This window comes from Haloactinomyces albus, from assembly GCF_031458135.1.
In the GTDB taxonomy this organism is placed as follows: Bacteria; Actinomycetota; Actinomycetes; order Mycobacteriales; family Pseudonocardiaceae; genus Haloactinomyces; species Haloactinomyces albus.
This window is the reverse complement of record NZ_JAVDXW010000001.1, coordinates 160,712-182,814: the sequence shown is the minus strand read 5'-3', so window position 1 is coordinate 182,814 and position 22,103 is coordinate 160,712. Positions and strand designations below refer to the sequence as shown.

Here is a 22,103-nt window from a genome sequence, read left to right as displayed (position 1 = left end):
GCGGCTCCGAGCGTCACACCTCGCTGCTGCCGACCGGGACCCCGTTGTTGCCGGTGCCGCGCGAGCCGTTCGTGCTGATCGACCTTGCCGTCTCCGGTTGTGCGGCGAACTGTGTGCGGTAGAGCTCGGCGTAGAGGCCATCGTGGGCGAGCAGTTCGGTGTGCGTGCCCTGCTCGGCGATGCGGCCACCGGAGACGACCAGGATCCGGTCGGCTTCGCGGATGGTGGCCAGGCGGTGGGCGATGACCAACGAGGTCCGCCCGGCCAACGCGGTACGCAGCGCCTGTTGCACCGCTGCTTCGGATTCGGAGTCCAGATGCGCGGTGGCCTCGTCGAGAACCACGATCGGTGGGGCCTTCAACAGGAGCCTGGCGATCGCCAACCGCTGCTTCTCACCGCCGGACATGCGGTATCCGCGATCACCCACGACGGTGTCCAGTCCCTCCGGCAGCTCCGCGAGCAGGTGATCGAGCTGGGCCGTGTGCAGCGCCTCCAGCAGTTCCTCGTCGGTGGCCGACGGTCTCGCATAGGCGAGGTTGGTGCGGATGGTGTCGTGGAACAGGTGTGCCTCCTGGGTCACCACACCCACCGTCGAGTACAGCGAGGCCAGCGTGACGTCGCGTACGTCGTGGCCGCCGATGCGCACGCTGCCCGAGTTCACCTCGTACAGGCGGCCGGCGAGCTGACTGATGGTGGTCTTGCCCGCGCCGGAGTGCCCCACCAGTGCCACCATTTCGCCGGGTTCGGCCCGGAACGAAACGTCGTGCAGGACCTCGTGGGCGGGAGTGCTCTCCTGGCGGGCCACCGACTCCAGCGACGCCAGCGACACTTCCTCGGAACCCGGGTAGCGGAACGAGACCGAGTCGAACTCGAGACTGCTCGCATCGGCCGGAAGCTCGACCGCGTCGGAGCGTTCCTCGATCATCGGCCGCAGGTCCAGGACCTCGAAGACGCGGTGGAAGCTCACCAACGCCGTCATGATGTCGACGTGCACGTTGGACAGCGCCGTCAGCGGCCCGTACAGGCGGGTGAGCAGCGCGGCCAGTGCCACCAGCGTGCCCAGTTGGAAGGAACCGCCGATCACCAGAGCACCGCCGAGGCCGTAGACGATGGCGGTGGCCAGGGCGGCCAGCAGGGTCAGCGCGACGAAGAACACCCGGCTGTACATCGCCGAGAGCACACCCAGGTCGCGCACGCGTGCAGCACGCCCGGCGAACATCCGCGTTTCCTCGTCGGTACGACCGTAGAGCTTGGTCAGCATGGCGCCCCCGACGCCGAACCGCTCGGTCATCAGCGAACTCATTTCGGCATCGACGGCCATCTGCTCGCGGGTGACCCGCTGCAGCCGCTTGCCGACCCACTTCACCGGCAGCAGGAACAGGGGCAACAGGACCAGCGCGATCAGGGTGATCTTCCAGGACAGCGTGAGCATGGCACCCAGCACCAGCACCAGGCTCAGCACGTTGGAGACCACCGAGGACAGGGTGTTGGTCAGGGCGCGCTGCGCGCCGATGATGTCGTTGTTCAGGCGGCTGGTCAGCGCTCCGGTCTGGGCTCGGACGAAGAACGCCAGCGGCATGCGCTGCACGTGGTCGAAGACCTCGCAGCGCAGGTCGTAGATGAATCCTTCGCCGAGCCGGGAGGAGTACCACCGTTGCAGCAGCGACAGGGCCGCTTCCAGGAACGCCACGCCTGCCGCGGCCACGGCCAGCCAGACCACCACGCCGATGTTGCCGGGCACGATGCCCCTGTCGATGATGGCCTTGAGCAGCAGCGGAGTGACGATGCCGAGCACGGCCACGGCCGCGACGATGGCCAGAAACGGCAGGATGATCCGGGTGTAGGGCCGCGCGTAGCGCAGGATCCGGTGCGCGAGACCGGGAGGAAGCTGCTGCTGGGTTACCGATTTGTCACTGGCCAGCGAACGCATCGTTGCCCAGCTCACACCGGCGTCATTCATGAAGGCTCCTCCATCGGGGAACGAGGCGGCGCGGGGCACGACGATCGTGTGACTTCAAGTGAAGTGGAAGTCAATGCTTACCCGCTCGCTTCTGCGAGGCGGATTGATCGGTCTCGGTGAGGGTGCTCGCGTTCGTCGACCGGTGTGGCGTGTCCGCATCGCCGAGCCGGTGGCACGATCAGCCGTTGTCGTAGCCGGCGCGCCGCAGGGCGTCGGCGAGGGCGCCACCGCCCTGCTTGCTGTTCTGCTTGCTGCTTTTCCCGCCGCGGTCCTGGCGTGGTTTCTTTCCTCCGGAGTGTGCCCCGGACTTGCTGCTCTTGCCGTTCCCGGTGCCGCCGTCCCGTTGCTGCTCGGCCTGCTGCTTGGTGTCGCCCGTCTCGACGTCGTCGTCCAACCGCAGCGTCAGCGAGATGCGGTTGCGCGGGATGTCGACGCTGTGCACCTTCACCCGCACGACATCACCGGGTTTGACCACCTCGCGCGGATCGGTGACGAAGGATTTCGACATTGCCGAGACGTGCACCAGACCGTCCTGATGCACTCCGATGTCGACGAAAGCCCCGAAGGCGGCGACGTTGGTGACCGCGCCCTCCAGCACCATGCCTGGCTCGAGGTCGGCGAGCGTGTCGACCCCTTCGGCGAAGGAGGCCGTCCGAAACGTCGGCCGCGGGTCCCGTCCGGGCTTTTCCAGTTCCCCGACGATGTCGGTGACGGTCGGCAGGCCGAAGGTGTCGTCGACGAACTTCTTCGGGTCGAGCGCGCGCAGCGCCGTGGTATTGCCGATCAGCGAGGTGATGTCGTGCTCGGTCGATGCGAGGATGCGGTGCACCACCGGGTAGCTCTCCGGGTGCACGCTGGAGGCATCCAGCGGATCGTCCCCGTTGGGGATGCGCAGGAAGCCCGCACACTGTTCGAACGTCTTCGACCCCAGCCGGGAAATGTCGGTCAGTGCCCGGCGCGACCGGAACGGGCCGTGCTCCTCGCGGTGCAGCACGATGTTCTCCGCCAGGCCCGCGCTGATGCCCGACACGCGAGTCAGCAGGGGAGCCGAGGCGGTGTTGACGTCGACGCCGACGGCGTTGACGCAGTCCTCCACGACCGCATCCAGTGACCGCGAGAGCTTGCCCTCGGCCAGGTCGTGCTGGTACTGCCCGACACCGATGGACTTGGGTTCGATCTTGACCAGCTCGGCCAGCGGATCCTGCAGGCGGCGTGCGATCGACACGGCACCGCGCAGGGACACGTCCAGCTCGGGCAGTTCCCGCGAGGCATAGGCCGAGGCGGAGTACACCGAGGCGCCGGCCTCCGAGACCGACACCTTGGTCAGGCCCGGCATGCCCCGGATGATCTCGGCCGCGAGCTTGTCGGTCTCGCGGGACGCAGTGCCGTTGCCGATGGCGAGCAGTTCCACGTCGTGGGCTCGGGCGAGGCGGGACAGCGTGGCCACGGCCTCCTCCCAGCGGCGCTGTGGTTCGTGTGGGTGGACCGTCTCGGTGGCCACCAGCTTGCCCGTCGCGTCGACCACTGCGACCTTCACGCCTGCGCGGTAACCCGGGTCCAGGCCCATTGTCGGGCGGGTCCCGGCCGGTGCGGCCAGCAGCAGATCACGCAGGTTCCCGGCGAACACGCGCACCGCCTCGTCCTCGGCCGCCTGCCGCAGGCGTGTCCGCAGGTCGACGTCGAGATGGACCATGATGCGGGTGCGCCAGGCCCAGCGGACGGTTTCCCGCAGCCACGGGTCGGCGGGCCTGCCCTCCTCGGCGATGCCGAACTGCTGGGCGATACGCAGTTCGTAAGCACTCGGACCGTTCCGGGACGATCCCTCGGTCGGGGACTCGTCGGGCTGCTCGGGCTCCAGCGAGAGGTCGAGGAACTCCTCCTTCTCACCCCGGAACAGGGCCAGGACCCGGTGGGAGGGCAGCTTGGTGAGAGGTTCGGAGAAGTCGAAGTAATCGGCGAACTTGGCCCCGGCTTCCTCCTTGCCCTCGCGCACACGGGAGGTCAGATGTCCGCGCGACCATGCACGCTCGCGGAGTTCCCCGATCAGATCGCCGTCCTCGGCGAAGCGCTCGACCAGAATCGAGCGTGCCCCCTGCAGGGCCGCGGTCTCGTCGGCGACACCGTGGTCGGCGTCGACGAAAGCGGCCGCACTCGTGTGCGGATCCCGGGTCGGGTCGGTCAGGAGCTGGTCGGCGAGGGGTTCGAGCCCGGCCTCCTTGGCGATCTGTGCCTTGGTGCGCCGTTTGGGCTTGTAGGGCAGGTAGAGATCCTCCAGCCGCGCCTTCGAGTCGGCGGCCATGATCCGTTCCTGCAGGGCGTCATCGAGTTTGCCCTGGCTGTGGATCTCCTCGAGGATCGTGGCGCGCCGCTGTTCCAGTTCCCGCAAATACCGCAACCGCTCGTCGAGGGTGCGCAGCTGCGCGTCGTCGAGCGTCCCGGTGGCTTCCTTGCGGTACCGCGCGATGAAGGGCACGGTGGCTCCGCCGTCGAGCAGGTCGATCGCCGCCTGCACCTGCCCCGAGCGTACGCCGAGCTCCTCGGCGATCCTGTCCTGAACCGACATTGTCACCCTGATCCGCTTGCCACTGAGATCTTCCGGGGCACATTCTCGCCGATCCCGGTTCGCCGGCCGCACGGCAGGGCGACCCGCCGTGCGGCCGACGCCTGCAAGGGACGGTCGCAGGCGGAGCGTCCGCAGGGAGAACCCGTCGGGAAGGAAAGCGGATCAGGCCATGCTCGGCTGACGCACGAGCCGCCGGGCCGCCTCGGCAATGGCTTCGGCGTCGATCGCCGCCTGCCGCAGGAGCTCGGCGGGTTTGCCGGAACCGGGCATGGCAGGCACGGCCAGCTTGTGTACCGGCGCCATGGTCCCGCTCTCGGCCAGCGCGGCCAGCACCGTGTCCCCGAGACCGCCTTCCGGCCAGTGATCCTCGGCCGTGACCAGTCCCGAGGTTTGTTCGGCAGCGGCACGCAGGGTGGCGGTATCGACCGGCTTGATCGAGTACAGATCGATCACGCGCGCCCGTATCCCCTCCTCGGCCAGCAGGTCCGCGGCACGCACCGCCTCGTGCAGGGTCACCCCCGCCCCGACGAGCGTGACGTCGTTGCCATCACGCACCACCTTCGAGCCGCCGATCTCGAACTCCTCGTCGGGGCCGTAGATGACGGGATGTCCGCCCCTGCTGGTCCGCAGGTAGGAGATGCCGGGACGGTCGGCCATCGGTTCCAGCAGCTTCGCGGTCTGGTTGGCGTCACACGGGTACAGCACCGTGCTGCCGTGCACCGCGCGCAACGCGGCGAGGTCTTCCAGCGCCATCTGCGAGGGACCGTCCTCACCGATGGCGACCCCGGCGTGCGACCCCATCAGGCACAGGTCGGCCCGGCTGACCGCGGCCATGCGGATGAAGTCGTAAGCCCGGGTCAGAAAGGCCGCGAAGGTGGAGGCGAACGGCCGCCATCCCCGTACCTGCATCCCCACGGCCGCCGCGATCATCTGCTGCTCGGCGATGTACATCTCGAAGTAGCGCTCCGGATGCCCTTCCCGGAACTGCTCGGAATGGGTGGAGTTGGAGACCTCGCCGTCCATCGCGACCACGTCGCCCCGCCTCGATCCCACGGCGCGCAGCGTCTGCCCGTAGGCCTTGCGGGTGGCGACTTCCTCCCCGACTTCGTATCGAGGCAGGTCCGCCCCCTCCACACGGAAGGCCTGGGTCAGCTCACCGCTGTCGGGCTTGGACACCGTGACCCGCAGGTCGCGGGCCCCACCGAGTTCCTCGATCGCCTCCGCGGCGTCCGGCAACGGCTTGCCGTGCTTACCGGTCAGGTCCTCGACCGCGGTGACTCCCTTGCCCTTCTTGGTGCGGGCGACGATGACGGTCGGCCCGCCGCTGTGCGACTCGGCCTCGCTGAGGGCGGCCTCCACCTGTTCGGGATCGTGCCCGTCGATGTCGATCGCATGCCATCCCGTGGCCCTTGCCCGATCGACGTAGGACTGCACGTCCCAGCCGTGCATGGTTTCACCGGTCTGGCCGAGCCGGTTGACATCGACGATCGCGACCAGGTTGTCGAGGTTGGCATGGGCGGCATGCTCGAAGGCTTCCCAGATGGAGCCCTCGGCCATCTCGCTGTCGCCGCAGACCACCCATACCCGGTAGGGCAGTTGATCGAGTTGCTTGCCGGTCAGGGCGAGCCCGACCCCGATGGGCAGACCCTGTCCGAGTGAACCGGTGGCGACATCGACCCAGGGAAGAGCCGGGGTCGGGTGGCCTTCCAAGCGGCTGCCGAACTTGCGGAACGTCAGCAGTTCCGCGTCGTCGATCGCGCCTGCCGCCTTGAAACACGAGTACAGCAACGGCGAGGCATGGCCCTTGGAGAAGATCAGGTGATCATTGCGCGGATTGTCGGGGCGCTCGAAGTCGAGCCGGAGGTGGCCATCCAGCATCGCCGCCAAGAGGTCGGCCGCGGACATGGACGATGTGGGATGGCCGGAACCCGCCGCATCGCCGGCTCGGACCGAGTCCACCCGCAGTTGTTGCGCCAGTTCGTGCCTGAAGGTCATCTGTTCCACGCCGGAGGAGTGCCCCGAGAGACGGCGGTCGAAACCCATCACCCGGATGTGTCCGGCGTGATGTGTCCGGCGTGGCAACGCAGGGCAGCAATGGTGGCAGCAGTGGTGGAAAAGAACTGTACGGATGCGGTGGTTTTGTGGGGATTCCACGGTGGGTAACCACGGCCTGTCAGTGACATCTGCCTGTCAAGGAGATGCGCCATGACCATGATCGTTGCGCAGCAGACCGGGTTCAATGTGCTCCAGAGTCTGCAAAATGCGTTCACCACCCTGGTCAACTACCTACCCCAGATCATCGGGGCGCTGTTGGTCCTGGCGATCGGTTACATCATCGCCAGGCTGCTCAAGGCCGGGATCACCAAGCTGCTGAACCGATTCCGCGTCGACGATCGGCTCACCTCCGGCCAAGGGGGGCAGTACGTCCAGCGATTCAGCCCGCGGGGCAGCCCGTCACGGCTGGCGGGCACCGTGGTGTTCGCGGTGCTCATGCTGTTCGTGGTGGCCTCGGCGATCGGCACCCTGGGAATCCCGGCGCTGACCGGCTTCATGAACCTCGTTCTCGGTTACCTGCCCCGGATCATCGCGGCCCTGCTGATCCTCGCGGTGGCCACGGCGATCGCGGGTGCCATCGGCGGGATCGCGCACCGCGGTATGGGCGATACCCCCACCGGCCGCGTCGTGCGGACGGCGGCGCCTGCGCTGGTGATGGCGATTGCGGTGTTCATGGTTCTCACTCAGCTCCGGATCGCCCCGGTGATCGTCACCGCCACCTACATCGCGCTGATCGGCGCGCTCGCATTGGGCGCGGCTCTGGCCTTCGGGCTCGGCGGCCGGGAGGCCGCAGCCGACATGATCAATGCCGGGTATCGGCGTGCCCAGGAGGAGCAGGAAACCGTTCGGCGTGACATGCAGACCGGCCGGGAACGTGCGAGGTCCCAGACACAGAACTGGAGCATGCAGGAAGCAGGCGCCGGTGGTGGCACCTCCGGAAGCGAGGGCACCACGGAGCGCTCCATGTCCTCCCCGGCCTCGCCGCAGCAAGGCGGTGAGCCCGGTTCCGAGCGCGGTGGCTCGCACCGAGCGACGTGACGGCGGCGCGACAGCGACGTGACGAGGGGAACCAACGATGTCCGAGTCAGCTCAACCAGCCCAACCGGAGGACCCGCGCGTGCGGGAATGGACCGGCAGCACCGTGGTGGATCGCGACGGGGCTCCACTCGGCGAGCTCGAGCACGTCTACCTCGGCCAGGATGACAACTCGCCCACGTGGGGCGTGGTCAAGGCAGGCCGAAAACACCAGTTCGTGCCCCTGCACCATGCCGGAGGCAGCGGTGGGTCCGTGCACATCTCGGCGAGTAAACAACAGGTTCGTTCCGCACCGAGCGCCCCGGCGGATGCCGAACTCGCTCCCGAGACCGAATGGCGACTCACGCAGCATTACTGGCCGCAAGGAGCGGAGCCGGGAGTCTCCGGGGCACACGCAGGAGGCCGGGAGCGGGGATCGGCCCTGTCGGTCCGGCGTAGCCGCGGCGTCGTCAGTGGCACGCTGCTGTTCCTGCTCGGCCTGTGGGGTGCGCTGATTCCGTTCATCGGCCCCTACTTCGGTTACGGATTCGGCAGCACTCAACCGTGGCTGTTCACCATGGACCGGCTGTGGCTGTCCATCCTGCCCGGTGTGGCCGCCGTTCTGGGCGGCTTGATGCTGATCCCCAGTGCCAATCGGATCTCCGGTGGACTGGGGGCCTGGCTGGCACTGGTCGGGGGCATCTGGTTCCTCACCGGACCGAGCATCGCCCTGCTGTGGGGATCCGGCGGGCCGGGCGCACCTTATGGTGCTACGGCCGGATCGACCATTATCCGGATGTTCGAGCAGCTCGGCTACTTCTACGCGCTCGGTGCGCTGATCACGACGCTGGCCGCGTTCGCGCTCGGCCGTCTTGCGGTGCGCTCCGTCCGCGACTGAGCCGGACCGTTTCCGGCATCCTCGCTTCCGCGAGCGAGGATGCCGTGCGGGCGAGCGGCTGTCTTTCGGGAGCGGTCGGACCCGTGCTGTGGCCGCTCCCGAAGGGGAAGCTCTTTTCGAGTCGTGAACAGGCACGAAAGTGTGCTAGCCGGCTGTCCTCAACTGCCGGGCGTCCGCTGCGAGGACTTCCGCTCGGGACGACTGTGGATGTAGAGCTCCTGGCGGTCCCGTGGGCCGACCTCGTGGTGGTGGGGAACCGGCAGCTCATACCGGACGGGACGATGATGGTCCGCGTACTGCCGCTGCGGGTTGTAGACGGTGTTGAACTTCCACAGCATCCGAGCGAAGTTGGTTTGGCCGTGGAGCAGGTGCCCGCCCACGATGCGTGCCGTCTTGGCGAGTGCCGTGACGCCGAGGTGCTTGCGGTTGATGACGGCTTGGGTTCGCACCAGTTCCCGGTAGAAGACGTCCAGCGGGAGTTTCGTCGGCAGGACGGCATGCTGGATGTCGAACAACCGGTAGTCCAGAGTGGTGAGCTTCCGCGACTCGGTGTGCCAGATCTCGGTGCCCGGATACGGAGTCATGACCGACAGGTGGACGATCTCGGGTACACGCAGTGCCCACTCCCGAATCGCCCGGAACTGCTCGAGGTCCCATTGCGGGTCGACGATGAGATTGATCGCGACGGTGACACCGAGCTCGCGGGCCACCTCGAGAGCTCTCATGTTCTCGTCGGTGGTCACGCGCTTGCGAAGCAGGTCAAGGCCGTCCCCGTCGAGAGCCTCCATGCCGAGAAACATGTAATTCAGGCCGAGCCGCCGCCACCGGGCGAACACCTCGCGATTACGCAGCAGCACATCGGCACGAGTCTCCAGATAGTACTGCTTGTGAACATTGCGGCGTTCCAGTTCGCGGGCGATCCCGTCGCCGTGCTCGGGTTTGATGAACGCCACATCGTCGACGATGAACACCCCCGGCTCCCGGATGGACGCCAATTCCTCGGCAGCGGCCTCCGGCGAGACCTTCCGGTAACTGCGCCCGTAGAAGGTCCAAGCCGAACAGAACGAGCAGTCCCACGGGCAGCCCCGGGTGAACTCGATCGAGGCTGCCGGGTCGAGAACTCCGATGAAGTAGCGATGACGCCTGCGCAGCAGATCGCGCGCAGGTCTGGGGCGATCGATACTGGTGAGCATCTCCGGCGCGCCGGGACCGCTGCCCTCCGAAGTCACCGCGCCGGGTACCTCGTGTACCGCTCCGTCGGGAATGGCCGCCAGCAGGAGCGGCGCCGCGACCTCACCTTCCCCGCGCATCACCGCGTCGATGGCACCCTCGGCCTGTTCGAGGACGTGCCGGGCGATGAAGGACACGGAGTGGCCACCGGCGAAGACATAGGTGCGTGGACAGAGGGTTTTCACCCGGTGGGCGACGTCGATCACCTCGGGGACGTTGGCGAGGTAATTCAGTCCGAAACCCACCGCGTCGGGAGCGAACCGGGCGAGCTCCTGCTCGAGCTCGCCGAGGCGGTGGGTCTGCAGGTCGATGATGCGCACCTCGTGTCCGGCGTCCCGCGCCGCCCCGGCGGTCCGCTCGAGCCCCAGCGGTTCGAGTCGGAGAAACAGTTCCGAGTACATCAGGGCGCTGGGGTGGACGAACAAGACACGCATGCGGCCTCCTCGGCACGCTCACTGGTGCTGACCGAAATCGGTGAGGGATCGATGAGCTCCGCAAGGCCGGTGCGTTCACCATGTCGCTTCTTCCACCGGACGGTTCGAGGGGTGCGGTTTTCCGCCGCACCCCTCGAACCGGGAGCTTGGTTCGCTCTCGCTCAGAGCTCTTCGACGATCCAGTCGACCATCACGGCCAACAGGCATGACGTCGCTCCGAGCAGCAGACCGATCCGTGCTTTCTTACCCATAAGACCTCCCGAGACGAAGTGGTCGCGACCGGAATACCCCACAGCGGACCCGGCAAACAGGGGACCACTCGATCGGGTAGCCGCACGGAGTTTCACTCGGGGGTTCCTTGTTCGTTCTCCGCGGTTTCGGCCTTGTCCTGATGCTCGATTTGCTGCTGCCTGCGGATCACGGAAGAGGTGTCCAACATGATGATGCCGCCGATCAGCAGGGCCAGCCCCACCGCTGTACCCGTCAGCGCGAGAGTGCCGGTACGAATCTGCTCTCCGAACAAGGCGACGCCGATGCTGATCGACACCAGCGGCAGGGTCGCGTCCATCACGGGCATACTCGCGGCCAGGGGACCGGCGTGGTAGGCGTTTTCCACCAGGAACATGCCCGCCAGACTCGCCACGATCAGCGTGTAGGGCTGCCATGTCGTGAACGTGTGGCCGATGTCCTGCCGGAGCAGGGCGATCGTCGCGGCGAACAAGGCGGATTGCAGGCCCAGCACGGCCGCTCCGGACAACGCGAACAGCGAGGCACGAGGCGGCCCGCTCACCATCCGGCCGATGACCAGCGACATGCCTGCGATCACGAAGATGCCGCCCAGTGCGTAGGCCCACAGCGTGATGGGCTGCAGCGGGTCACCCCCTCGCGGATAAGCGGAGATGATGCCGATGACCAGGCCGGCCACGACCAAGATCACCGCGGCCCATTCCCGCCTCCCGATCCGTGCCCCTCGCCATCGGACCGAGATCGGGACCGCGAAGATCAGTTCGGCCACGAGCAACGGCTGGACCAGGGCGAGCGGCCCGAGGGACAGCGCCACCGCCTGGAAGGCATAGGACAGGAACGCGACTCCGATCCCGGCAAGCCACATCTTGTTCTGGACGAGCGCGATCAACAGCTTCAGCGAAAGCTGTTCGTTTTTCGGGCGGCTGCTGGCAGCACGCTGCTGCAGTAACCCGGTGACGGCGAGGCAGCCGCCGGCCGCCAGTGCAGCCAGCCCCGAGAACACCAGCTGAAGAGCCTGGCTCATGGCTGCACCTCCACTGCTCTCTCGCTCGGCGCGGAGCTGGGCATCATGTCTCGGGACCAGCCGGAGGATGCTCCTGCCGCCCTCGTCGTTCCAAGCCGGCGACAGTCTCCCGCAGTCGACGTGCATGCTCGTCGATCCGGCGTTCTTGTTCGCGCAATGTGCGATCCTCCCGGACAAGGCTCTCTCGCTCCGCGGGCGGCAGTTGGGGGAGCCGTTCCTGTTCGGCGTCCCGGTGCCGTCGGATGTCCTCCTGCAGTTGCTCCAGCCGGGTGATTCCGCTTTCGAGTTTGGCCAGATCCTGCCGGAATCGCCGATCCAGCCGTGTGCCGATCCGTGCGCCGATCTGATCCTGGGCACGTTTCTCTTCCTGGGTGACTCGGCCCAGCTCGTGCTCCAGGCGCTCCTCGAGCTGCCGTGCGTGCCCCACCTCCTGCTGACGCACCAGTTGATCGAACTGACCGGTCACCAGCGGGGAGGTGGTGAGCAGGTAGATGCCGGCGATCATGCCCAGAAGAGCCAGTCCACCGATGACGAGACTGCTCGTGTCGAGTTGGATTCGACCGCCCAACAGCCACACACCGAGGGCGATCCCACTCAGTAGCTGGGTCGTCACGATGGCCGGATAGGAGGCGGGCAACGGGGCGGCCTCGTACGCGCTCTGCACGAGCAGCATGCCGAACAGCGCCACCGCGATCACGGTGTAGCCCTGCCAGCTCGTCAGCAGTGCCAGAAGCCCGGAACCGCTGATCAACGTCACAGCCGAGTGCGTCAGTGATGCCTGCAGACCGAACAGAGCACCGCCGCCGGCTCCGAGCAGGATCGCTTTGCGCACCGGCTGTCTCCGCGCGGCGATGATGGCCAGGACCAGGGCGAAAACGACAATGGCGGATCCGCTGATGACCCAGGCCATGTTCGGGACCCGAATCCCCGTCCCCTCGCGGGGCTGCATTCCGAGGATGAATCCGGCCAGCCCCACACTGATGATCAGCGCGCCCAGCGCATCGCGAAGAGCTACTCGATGTCGGCGCCACAGGGCGGCCAGGGTCAGGGCGAACAGCAGCCGCGCCAGGTACACGGCTTCCACCAGCGCTACGTTACCTCCGCCGAGTGCCAAGGCGAACACGATGTTGCCCACCAACGAACAGGCGACACCGAGCAACCACAGCCGCCGCCGCACCAGCCACAACAGCAGTTTCACCGACAGGTTGTACTCGGGAGGAGATTGTGCCGCGGCTCGTTGCTCGACGACGGTTCCGATGCCCACGATGAGTGCGGCGAGGATCGTCAGGATGTAGACCACGGCGACTTACCTCCGGTCTCCAGCTCCCGACTCCGGTTCCGGCCTCCGGAGGCGATTTCCGGTGGCCGTCGAATCCTCCGCACCTACTCCTTCCCTAACACGAGCAGGTGTAAACGGCATACTTGCCGTTTCCTGTGTCGAGGACGGGGAAACAGTGTGGTCGTGGATGCCGAAACAGCAGTGGACAGCGACGTGGACGAGGGAAAGGAGCCGACTTCCCATCGTGTCCTCATCGTGTCGGCCGCGATGGGTGGCGGGCACCTGCAGATCAGTCGAGAACTCGAGCGGCGCCTGCTCGCCCGTGGCCACGAGGTGCTCATCGCCGATCTCAACCGGTTGATGCTCGGACCGACCGGCCGCTGGCTGGAGCGCCTGTACCCGTGGCTGGTCAACCGTACGCCGCGACTCTACGAGGCGATCTACCAGAAGTTCTTCCGCGCTCGGCAGGAAACCGGAGAGCGGGTGCGAGTGCCCGTCCTGTTGGCGTTGCCCCGTCTGCGTCGATTGATCGAGCATTTCCGGCCACACGTCGTGGTCTCGACCTACCATCTGTCCGCGCTGGCTGTTGCCCGGCTTCGCGGTCGCGGGGGACTGCACTGTCCCGCGGTCACCTTCATCACGACGTTTTCCGTGCACAGCGTGTGGACGCACCCGGATGCCGACCTCAACGTGTGCATCTCTTCCGAGGCGGCCCAGGAGGCTACGCGCCGCTCGGGTGGACCCGCGGCCGTCTGCGGCCCGGTGGTCCGCCCCGATTTCGACACGCCGCAGGCGGATCCGGAGGAGACCCGGCGTGCCATCGGCGTTCCGAGCGATGCTTCGATCGCACTCGTCGTCGCGGGCTCATTGGGGATGGGGGCCATCGAACGAGCGGTCACGGCGATCGCGGCTCATCCGGGATGGGTACCGGTCGTCGTCTGCGGCCGCAACGAGGAACTGCGTCGACGTGTCGAGCGGTTGCGCGCAGGCATCGTCCTGGGCTGGGTGGCGGATATGGCGGGGCTGATGGCCGCAGCGGACGTTCTGGTGGAAAACGCGGGTGGACTCAGTGCCAAGGAGGCGTTGACCTGTGGGTTGCCGGTGGTGACCTTCCGGCCGATCACCGGGCACGGCCGGGATGACACCGAGGCGCTGGCCCGGCTGGGCCTCACCGACATCGTCATGGATGAACAGGGGCTGCTCGGCACGCTGGACACGCTGAATCGGGAACCCCGATACCGCCGGGATCGGGTGGCGCGCGGAAGAGCTCTGGTGACCGGCGATCCGGCGAGGATCATCGAACGTATGGCCGAGGGGCGGCAGGTGCAGACGGATTCTTCCTGACCGTCGGTACCGACCGGTCCTGTCTCCTTTTGCGGCGACACCCCGGTTTTCCCGCACGGGATAACCGGGGTCGGCAATCCCTGTTGTTACTCCTGTCGTTGTAGGACCGAAGGGAAAAACCCTTCTTTCGGGTGACACATTCGACCTGCGGAAGCGAGAGCAGAGCCATACGATAACGAGAGTTGCCTTCGAGATCGTCTGCGCTGAGTAGGGAGATGGGAATGGCTGCGCTCCCGGAACGTGCACATGCCGGTCAACAACCGACAGGCTCGTTCGAGGTGGTCCTTCCCGGACAGTTGCCCGCCGCCGAGACGCTGCTCGCACAAGCCGACTCGGAGAATTTCACCGTCGCTTCACGCGTGCTGCCTCGCCACATTCGTCGCCGTTTGCTCGCCGTGTACGGGTATGCCCGGCTCGTCGACTATGCCGGCGATGAAGCATGCGGTCCCCGTGAGGGCCTGCTGGACCTGTTGGAGCACGATCTCCGACGTGTCTACACCGGCACCCCGCGCATTCCGCTGTTCCAGGCGCTGGTGCCGGTTGTGCGTGAATGCGGTATTCCCCGGGAGTTGCTGGCGCGACTGATCGCGGCCAACCGGCAGGATCAGCGGGTACGTCGCTACCGGACATTCGCCGAGCTCGTCGACTATTGTGTCCACTCGGCCAATCCGGTGGGTGAGCTGGTCCTGCACATTTTCGGTTACGCCCGGTCGGACCTGATCGCGCTGTCGGATCGGATCTGCACCGCACTGCAAATCCTCGAGCATTGCCAGGACGTGGTCGAAGACGCCCAGCGGGATCGCGTGTATCTCCCCACAGAGGACCTGGAACACTTCTCCTGCACAGAGCAGGAACTCACCACCCCGAGCACCTCGGCGGAACTGCGCAATCTGATCTGGTTCGAAGTGGATCGAGCTCGGCAGTTGCTCGACGAGGGAACGCCGCTGGTGTCCCGCCTTTCGGGGATCGCACGCCTGGCCGTGGCCGGGTATGTCGCCGGTGGACGAGCCACCGTGCGTGCTTTCGCAGCGGCCGGACACGATCCGGTTTCCGTCACAGTGCGGCCGAACAAGACCCGTGCACTCGGCGAGTGGGCGCGGCTGTGCCTGACCGGAGCAAGGTCCGACAGTACGACGACGCGGGTGCTCAGCGCCTACCGGCAATGTGAGGAGATCACCCGCGCGGAGGCGAAGAATTTTTCGTACGGCATCAGCTTGCTGCCCGGACCGAAGCGGCGGGCCCTGTCGGCGGTGTACGCGTTCGCTCGCCGCGTCGACGACATCGGCGACGGCGAGTTGCCGTACACGGACAAGGTCACCAAGCTCGCCCACGTCCGTGACGAACTGCGTTCGGCGAACCTCGGATCGGCCGACCCCGTCCTCGTGGCACTGGCGGATGCGAGCCACCGGATGTCGATCCCGCTGGAAGTGTTCGACGAACTCGTCGAGGGCTGTGAGGCCGATGTACGTGGTCAGCGGTATGCGACGTTCGATGAGCTGCTGCACTACTGTCGTTGCGTGGCGGGCTCGATCGGCAGGCTGTCGCTGGCGGTCTTCGGTGCCGAGAATTCGCCGACGGCCCGAGCGCGCGCGGATGCGCTGGGTGTTGCCCTGCAGTTGACCAATATTCTGCGCGATGTCCTGGAGGACCGACGCAACGGTCGCGTGTACCTGCCACGGCAGGACATGGAGCACTTCGGCGTGGGGCTGGAACTGACCGAGGACGGAATGCTGGCCGATGACCCCACGGCGCTGGGGGAGTTGATCCGCTTCGAGGCAGGCCGTGCCGAGCAGTGGTACGCCGAAGGATTCCGCCTGCTGCCGATGCTCGATCACCGCAGTCGCGCTTGCTGTGCTGCCATGGCAGGGATCTACCACGAGTTGCTGCAGCGCATCATCGCCGAACCGCACACGGCGATGCGCACGAGGATGTCGTTGCCTGCCAGGCAGAAGGTCGCCGTTGCGACACGGTCCTTGGCGGGGATGACGCCGTGACCCGTGGGCGAGTGGTCGTGATCGGCGGCGGTGTGTCGGGTGTGGCCGCGGCACTGCGCTGCTGTGACGCCGGTTTCGATGTGACCGTTCTGGAGTCCCGTCCTCGGCTCGGCGGGGCCGCGTACTCGTTTCGCCGCGGCGAGATGACGGTCGACACCGGCCAGCATGTCTTCCTGCGCTGCTATTCGAGCTATGCCGCGCTGCTGCGGCGGCTGGGAGTGCTCGGTGGTGTGCACGTGCAGCCGCGCTTCCACGTGCCCGTTGTCGCACCCGGTGGGCGTGGTTGGCTGCTTCGGCGAGGTCGGCTCCCCGCCCCGGCCCACCTGCTGCCTGCGCTGCTGAATCACCGGGCGCTCACGTGGCGGCAACGATGGGCGGCACTGCGCACTGCACTGGCACTGCGCCACCTCGATCCGGACGATCCTTCGCTGGAGAGCATCAGCTTCGGTGAGTGGCTCCGTGACCGGCAAGAGCCGGAGCGCACCGTGCAGGTGTTGTGGGGAATGCTGATCGTGGCCGCGCTCAACGCAGAGCCGTGGCAGGTCTCGCTGGCCATGGCCGTGAAGGTGTTCCGAACCGGAGTGCTGGACACCACCACCGGTGGCGACATCGGAATCCCGCAGCTCCCGCTGGGCGACTTGCACGATCTCCCCGCACGCCGGGCGCTGAGCGCAGCCGGGGCCACGATCCGCTTGCGCACCAAAGCGCTTGCGGTGCGGCAGGTGGAGAACGGACTGCGAGTCACGGCGGACGAGCATGGCGAGGCCGACCATGACGAGACCGAACTCGACGCGGATGCCGTCGTGGTGGCGGTACCGCACACGGCAGCCACGAAACTGCTCGGTGATCTCGACCTGCCCGAGCCGAGCTCCTGGGCGCGGCTGTCTTCGACTCCGATCGTCAACGTGCACGTCCACTACGACCGCCCGGTCACCGACCTGGAGCTGGCAGCGGCGATCGATTCACCCGTGCAGTGGGTCTTCGACCGCACTACCGCTGCGGGCGTCGACCAGGGGCAGTACCTGGTGGTGTCCCTGTCGGCGGCCCACGATCACCTGGCCATGCGAACGAAGGAACTGCGCGATCGATTTTTGCCCGCCCTGCGGGAGTTGTTCCCGCGAGCACATCGTGCCGCCGTGCTGGATTTCTTCGTCACCAGAGAACCGGCTGCCACGTTCCTGCCGGAACCCGGGATCCGAGCCTCGCGCCCGGGTGCGCAAACCGGCGTGCCCGGATTGGTTCTGGCGGGTGCGTGGACCGACACCGGATGGCCGGACACGCTCGAAGGGGCCGTTTCCAGCGGCGACCGCGCCGCCGAAGTAGTCGATCTCGCCACCAGCATCGATCACCGAGTGGCGTGGAGGTGACCACATGACAGCAACCATTCCGTCTGCGTTGGCAACCGCCCAGGAGTTCGTCGATCCGGAACTTCGCAAGGTCCTCAGCCGGCTCGATCCGGACACCAGGCGGGTCAGCGAGTACCACTTCGGTTGGATCAATGCCGACGGTGCTCCGGAAACACGATCGGGCAAGGCGTTGCGTCCCGCACTGGTGATGCTGTCCGCCCAAGGTGGCGGCGGCGACTACGGCGGGGCGCTGCCCGCGGCCGCCGCCGTGGAACTCGTGCACAACTTTTCGCTGCTGCATGACGATCTGATGGACGGAGACCTCTCCCGGAGGCATCGCCCCACCGCATGGACCGTCTTCGGGCGCTCGGCGGCACTGCTTGCCGGGGATGCGTTGCTGGCACTGTCCACCGACATGCTGCTGGAGGATCCGTCGCCGCAGGCCGTCGACGCGGCACGGTCCCTGTCGACCGCGATCAGCAGACTCATCGCGGGCCAGGCCGCCGATCTGGATTTCGAACAGCGGATGGATGTCACCCTCGACGAGTGCCGCACCATGGTGGCCGGTAAGACCGGAGCGCTGCTGGGCTGCTCGGCCTCGATCGGCGCCCTGTTCGTCGGAGCCCCCCGGCAAGCGGTGGAACAACTGGACGCCTTCGGTCGCGAACTCGGGATGGCTTTTCAGCTCGTCGACGACCTGCTCGGGCTGTGGGGGGACCCGGACGTGACCGGAAAGCCCGTGCTGTCCGATCTGCGTTCCCGCAAGAAGTCTTTTCCGGTGGTGCATGCCATGACATCGGGCACCGCGGCGGGATTCCGACTGCGGGAACTGTATGCCCAGCCCGACCCACTGGACGAGGGCCAGCTCGGCGAAGCCGCGGAACTGGTGGACAAGGCCGGATCGCGCGAGTGGACACAGAACGAGTGCGAACGCAGGCTGACTTCCGCACGGCGACATCTCGAGCTCGCCGACTGTGGCACCGCGACCGAGGGGCTGACCGAACTCGCCGATTACATCCTGCGGAGGCAACGTTGACGGAATCGCTGCACCGGCAGACCGAACTGGCGGAGATGGCCGAGCAACCGGAAGTGCTCGACCGGCCGGAGGAAACCGAGCAGATCACCACTTCTCCCGCACGGGGCGAAAACGCCCTGGCGGCGGCGCGGGACCACCTGCTGTCGCTGCAACATGCGAATGGCTGGTGGAAGGGCGAGCTGCAAACCAACGTGACGATGGACGCCGAGGACCTGTTGCTGCGTCAGTTCCTCGGCATCCGCACCGAACCGGAAACCATCGAGGCGGCGAACTGGATCCGCTCCCAGCAGCGCTCGGACGGCACATGGGCCACCTTCCACGATGGGCCGGGGGACCTGTCCACCACCGTGGAAGCCTACATCGGACTCAAGCTCGCCGGTGACGACGTCGATGCCGCCCACATGGCCGGCGCCAGGCAGTGGATTCTCGACCATGGCGGGCTCGAGAACACACGAGTGTTCACCCGGATCTGGCTCGCGCTGTTCGGTGAGTGGTCCTGGCAGGACCTTCCGGCGATGCCTCCCGAGCTCATCCTGCTGCCGTCGTGGGTGCCGCTGAACGTCGCCGACTGGGGATGCTGGGCCCGCCAGACCGTCGTACCGCTGACCGTCCTGTGTAGTCTGCAACCACAGCGCGATCTCGGCATCGGCGTGGCGGAACTGCGTTCGGGCCGCAATCCCGGGAGTGCCCAGCCCGGGAGTGCAGGGGTCCCGCTACTGTCCTGGGAACGCTTCTTCCACGGGCTCGACCGTGTCCTGCACGGCTACGAGCGCTTTCCCGTGCGGTCGGTGCGGCAGCACGCGATGCGCCGGGCGGCCGAATGGATCGTGGCACGGCAGGAAGCCGACGGGTCCTGGGGCGGTATTCAGCCACCGTGGGTGTACTCGTTGATGGCCCTGAACGTGCTCGGATATCCGCTCGACCACCCGGTCCTGCGGGAGGGCCTGGCCGGACTGGAACGCTTCCTGATTCGCGAGCAGACCAGCACCGGCGTGCTGCGTCGCCTGGAAGCCTGCCAGTCACCGGTCTGGGACACCGTACTGAGTATGCAGGCGCTGTCCGACGCCGGCGTACCTTCGGACCATCCCGCGCTGCGCCGATCGGTGGAGTTCGTCTGCAGCGAGGAAATCGGAGTACGCGGGGACTGGGCGGTGCGCCGCCCGGAGCTGCCGCCGAGCGGCTGGGCCTTCGAGTTCGACAACGACGGATATCCCGACATCGACGACACCGCCGAGGCGCTGCTGGCACTGAACCGGGTCGGTGCTTCCGAGCTCCCGGAAGTGCAGGGCGCGATCGAACGGGGCAGGCGCTGGCTCAAGGGGATGCAGTCCCGCGATGGCGGATGGGCGGCGTTCGACGCCGACAACACCCGGCAACTGGTCACCAAACTTCCGTTCTGCGACTTCGGGGCGGTCATCGATCCGCCGTCGGCGGATGTCACGGCACACGCGGTCGAAGCGCTGTGCGTACTCGGCAACGGCCACGACACCGCGGTGCGCAGGGGAGTGCAATGGTTGCTCACCCATCAGGAAAGTGACGGCTCGTGGTTCGGCCGCTGGGGCGCCAACCACATCTACGGTACGGGAGCCGCGGTACCCGCACTGGTGCGGGCGGGCCTGGACCGCGACCACCTCGCGCTCATGCGTGCCGTGCGGTGGCTGGAGGAGCACCAGAACGCCGACGGAGGCTGGGGCGAAGACCTGCGTTCCTATCAGGAGCCCGGCTGGATCGGCCGGGGTGTTTCCACACCCTCGCAGACGGCGTGGGCGCTGCTTGCGTTGCTGGCCCTCGACAGGCACGACACGGCTCCGGTGCGCTCCGGTATCGATTACCTCGAAGCCGTCCAGCGTCCGGATGGAGGATGGGACGAACCCCAGTTCACCGGTACCGGCTTCCCCGGCGACTTCTACATCAATTACCACTTGTACCGGCAGATCTTCCCGCTCAATGCCCTCGGGCGCTATCGGCGCGCGGTCGACGGCAGGTAGGCCATGACATCGAGGTTGCTGGTGTGCGCACCGCTCGGGATGGAAGCCCGGGCCCTCCGCCATGCCTTCGGACGTGGCGTCGCGGGGGCCGACCCGGCACGAGTGGTCGTACACCGCACCGGCTCCGGATTGCGGCGTAGCGCGCGCAGTGCCACGGTGCTGGTCGGGCGTGACTTCGACGCGATGGCGATTGCCGGTCTGTGCGGGGGATTGACTCCGGAAGTGCGCAGCGGCGACATCGTCGTGGGCAGCCGAAGCCGTGGTCCGGACACCACGGAACGAGCACTTGCCTTCCGGTTCCTGGTCGACGAGTTGCGTAGCCGAGGTCTGACCGTGCACACCGGCCCGATCGTGACCACCGACCATGTGGTGCACGGGGGTGAACGCGCCGCTCTCGCACGTACCGGTGCGCTTGCCGTGGACATGGAATCGGCAGAACTGGCCACCGCGGCGGGGGACCGCCCCGTCGCGGTGGTGCGGGTCGTGCTGGACACGCCCCGCGAACCGCTGCTGCGGGTGGCCAGTGCCCACCGAGCAGTGGCGGCACTGCGCCGGTTGCGCAGCATCGGGGAGCCCCTGGTCCGGTGGGCGAGTGCAACCGGTCGATGCCGCACGGACGACATTATCCGCTCCGATCCGTCCCAAGAGGTTTCGTGATGGGCATTCCACTTCGTCAGGCCGTTCGAGTCGGCGCCTACCTGGCCAAGCAGAAAATCCTGCGCCGCGAGAAATTCGCACTGACTCTCGAGCTGGAGCCGCTGTTCGCTTGCAACCTCGGCTGTGCCGGATGCGGCAAGATCCAGCATCCGGCCAACGTCCTCAAACAGCGCATGCCGGTGGAGCAGGCCCTGGGGGCGGTCGAGGAATGTGGCGCACCGGTCGTTTCCATCGCGGGTGGCGAGCCACTGATGCATCCGGAGATCGAGACCCTCGTCGAAGAACTCGTCAAACGCAAGAAGTTCGTCTACCTGTGCACCAACGCTCTGCTGATGCCCCGAAAGATCGATAAAATCAAGCCGTCCCCCTATTTCGCCTGGGCGGTACACATCGATGGGCTGGAAGAACGCCACGATGCCTCGGTGAACCAGGAAGGTGTGTTCGCCCAGGCCGTGGACAACATCCGAGATGCTCAACGGCGCGGGTTCCGGATCACGACGAACAGCACCTTCTTCAGTACCGACACGCCGCAGAGCGTGATCGAGGTGCTGGATTACCTGAACGACGAACTCGACGTCGACCAGATGATGCTCTCGCCGGCCTATGCCTACGACAAGGCTCCGGACCAGGAGCACTTCCTCGGCGTGGAGGAAACGCGGGAACTGTTCCGCAAGGCCTTCGCCGACGGTCGACGCAAGAAGTGGCGGCTCAATCATTCGCCGTTGTTCCTGGACTTCCTCGAGGGCAAGGTCGACTTCGGTTGCACCGCGTGGGCGATTCCGTCGTACTCGCTGTACGGTTGGCAGCGTCCCTGCTACCTCATGGCCGACGGCTACGCCCAGTCCTACCGGGAGTTGATCGAGGACACCGACTGGGAATCCTACGGCCGGGGTCGCGATTCCCGATGTGCGAACTGCATGGCCCACTGCGGCTACGAGCCGACCTCCGTGATGGCCACGATGAGTTCCCTGAAGGAATCACTGCGTGCGATGCGAGGATAAACGCCCCGGATCCTGGCGGCATGAGCCCCGTATA

At 66.8% G+C, this 22,103-nt stretch carries 15 protein-coding genes; 9 read left to right on the top strand and 6 right to left on the bottom strand.

Features of this window, described 5'->3' with window-relative positions:
• Positions 1 to 13: 13 nt before the first annotated feature.
• From JOF55_RS00840 to JOF55_RS00830, 3 genes are all read right to left on the bottom strand, one after another.
• Positions 14 to 1,960 (bottom strand): ABC transporter ATP-binding protein, encoded by a 1,947-nt coding sequence (locus JOF55_RS00840; protein ID WP_310268010.1) that lies wholly within the window; start codon positions 1,958 to 1,960, stop codon positions 14 to 16.
• A gap of 178 nt (positions 1,961 to 2,138) precedes the next feature.
• Positions 2,139 to 4,523 carry a Tex family protein gene (locus tag JOF55_RS00835; protein ID WP_310268007.1) on the bottom strand — a complete coding sequence of 795 codons (2,385 nt, stop codon included), beginning with the start codon at positions 4,521 to 4,523 and terminating at the stop codon, positions 2,139 to 2,141.
• A 162-nt stretch (positions 4,524 to 4,685) separates the two neighbouring features.
• Positions 4,686 to 6,518: a transketolase gene (locus JOF55_RS00830; RefSeq protein WP_310268003.1), complete on the bottom strand. Its 1,833-nt coding sequence runs from the start codon at positions 6,516 to 6,518 to the stop codon at positions 4,686 to 4,688.
• A gap of 210 nt (positions 6,519 to 6,728) precedes the next feature.
• Here JOF55_RS00830 and JOF55_RS00825 point away from each other — a divergent pair, with 210 nt between their 5' ends.
• Positions 6,729 to 7,616 carry a mechanosensitive ion channel family protein gene (locus JOF55_RS00825; RefSeq protein WP_310268002.1) on the top strand — a complete coding sequence of 296 codons (888 nt, stop codon included), beginning with the start codon at positions 6,729 to 6,731 and terminating at the stop codon, positions 7,614 to 7,616.
• A gap of 37 nt (positions 7,617 to 7,653) precedes the next feature.
• Complete coding sequence (locus JOF55_RS00820) at positions 7,654 to 8,490, top strand: PRC-barrel domain containing protein (RefSeq protein ID WP_310268000.1); 837 nt, start codon at positions 7,654 to 7,656, stop codon at positions 8,488 to 8,490.
• 158 nt (positions 8,491 to 8,648) lie between these two features.
• Here the strand turns inward: JOF55_RS00820 and hpnR are convergent, their stop codons facing one another.
• From hpnR to JOF55_RS00805, 3 genes are all read right to left on the bottom strand, one after another.
• A complete protein-coding gene (hpnR, locus tag JOF55_RS00815) occupies positions 8,649 to 10,154 on the bottom strand; it encodes a hopanoid C-3 methylase HpnR (protein WP_310267998.1) in 1,506 nt (501 codons plus the stop codon).
• A 343-nt stretch (positions 10,155 to 10,497) separates the two neighbouring features.
• Complete coding sequence (locus tag JOF55_RS00810; RefSeq protein ID WP_310267995.1) at positions 10,498 to 11,424, bottom strand: DMT family transporter; 927 nt, start codon at positions 11,422 to 11,424, stop codon at positions 10,498 to 10,500.
• A 43-nt stretch (positions 11,425 to 11,467) separates the two neighbouring features.
• Positions 11,468 to 12,724, bottom strand: a complete 1,257-nt coding sequence (locus tag JOF55_RS00805) for a DMT family transporter (protein ID WP_310267992.1) — start codon at positions 12,722 to 12,724, stop codon at positions 11,468 to 11,470.
• A gap of 162 nt (positions 12,725 to 12,886) precedes the next feature.
• Between JOF55_RS00805 and JOF55_RS00800 the strand changes: the two genes are divergently transcribed.
• From JOF55_RS00800 to hpnH, 7 genes are all read left to right on the top strand, one after another.
• Positions 12,887 to 14,047 (top strand): MGDG synthase family glycosyltransferase, encoded by a 1,161-nt coding sequence (locus JOF55_RS00800; RefSeq protein WP_310267989.1) that lies wholly within the window; start codon positions 12,887 to 12,889, stop codon positions 14,045 to 14,047.
• Positions 14,048 to 14,268: 221 nt separating this feature from the next.
• Positions 14,269 to 16,041, top strand: coding sequence for a squalene synthase HpnC (hpnC, locus tag JOF55_RS00795; protein WP_310267985.1), 1,773 nt, complete (start codon positions 14,269 to 14,271; stop codon positions 16,039 to 16,041).
• Entirely contained in the window at positions 16,038 to 17,408 is a 1,371-nt protein-coding gene (gene hpnE, locus JOF55_RS00790; RefSeq protein WP_310267982.1) for a hydroxysqualene dehydroxylase HpnE, read from the top strand. The genes hpnC and hpnE overlap by 4 nt, the downstream gene beginning before the upstream one ends.
• 4 nt (positions 17,409 to 17,412) lie before the next feature.
• Complete coding sequence (locus tag JOF55_RS00785; protein WP_310267978.1) at positions 17,413 to 18,423, top strand: polyprenyl synthetase family protein; 1,011 nt, start codon at positions 17,413 to 17,415, stop codon at positions 18,421 to 18,423.
• A 35-nt stretch (positions 18,424 to 18,458) separates the two neighbouring features.
• Positions 18,459 to 20,411 (top strand): squalene--hopene cyclase, encoded by a 1,953-nt coding sequence (gene shc / locus JOF55_RS00780; RefSeq protein ID WP_374727338.1) that lies wholly within the window; start codon positions 18,459 to 18,461, stop codon positions 20,409 to 20,411.
• Positions 20,412 to 20,414: 3 nt separating this feature from the next.
• Positions 20,415 to 21,068, top strand: coding sequence for a phosphorylase family protein (locus JOF55_RS00775; protein WP_310267972.1), 654 nt, complete (start codon positions 20,415 to 20,417; stop codon positions 21,066 to 21,068).
• Positions 21,068 to 22,069, top strand: coding sequence for an adenosyl-hopene transferase HpnH (gene hpnH, locus JOF55_RS00770; RefSeq protein WP_310267969.1), 1,002 nt, complete (start codon positions 21,068 to 21,070; stop codon positions 22,067 to 22,069). The genes JOF55_RS00775 and hpnH overlap by 1 nt, the downstream gene beginning before the upstream one ends.
• Positions 22,070 to 22,103: the final 34 nt, after the last annotated feature.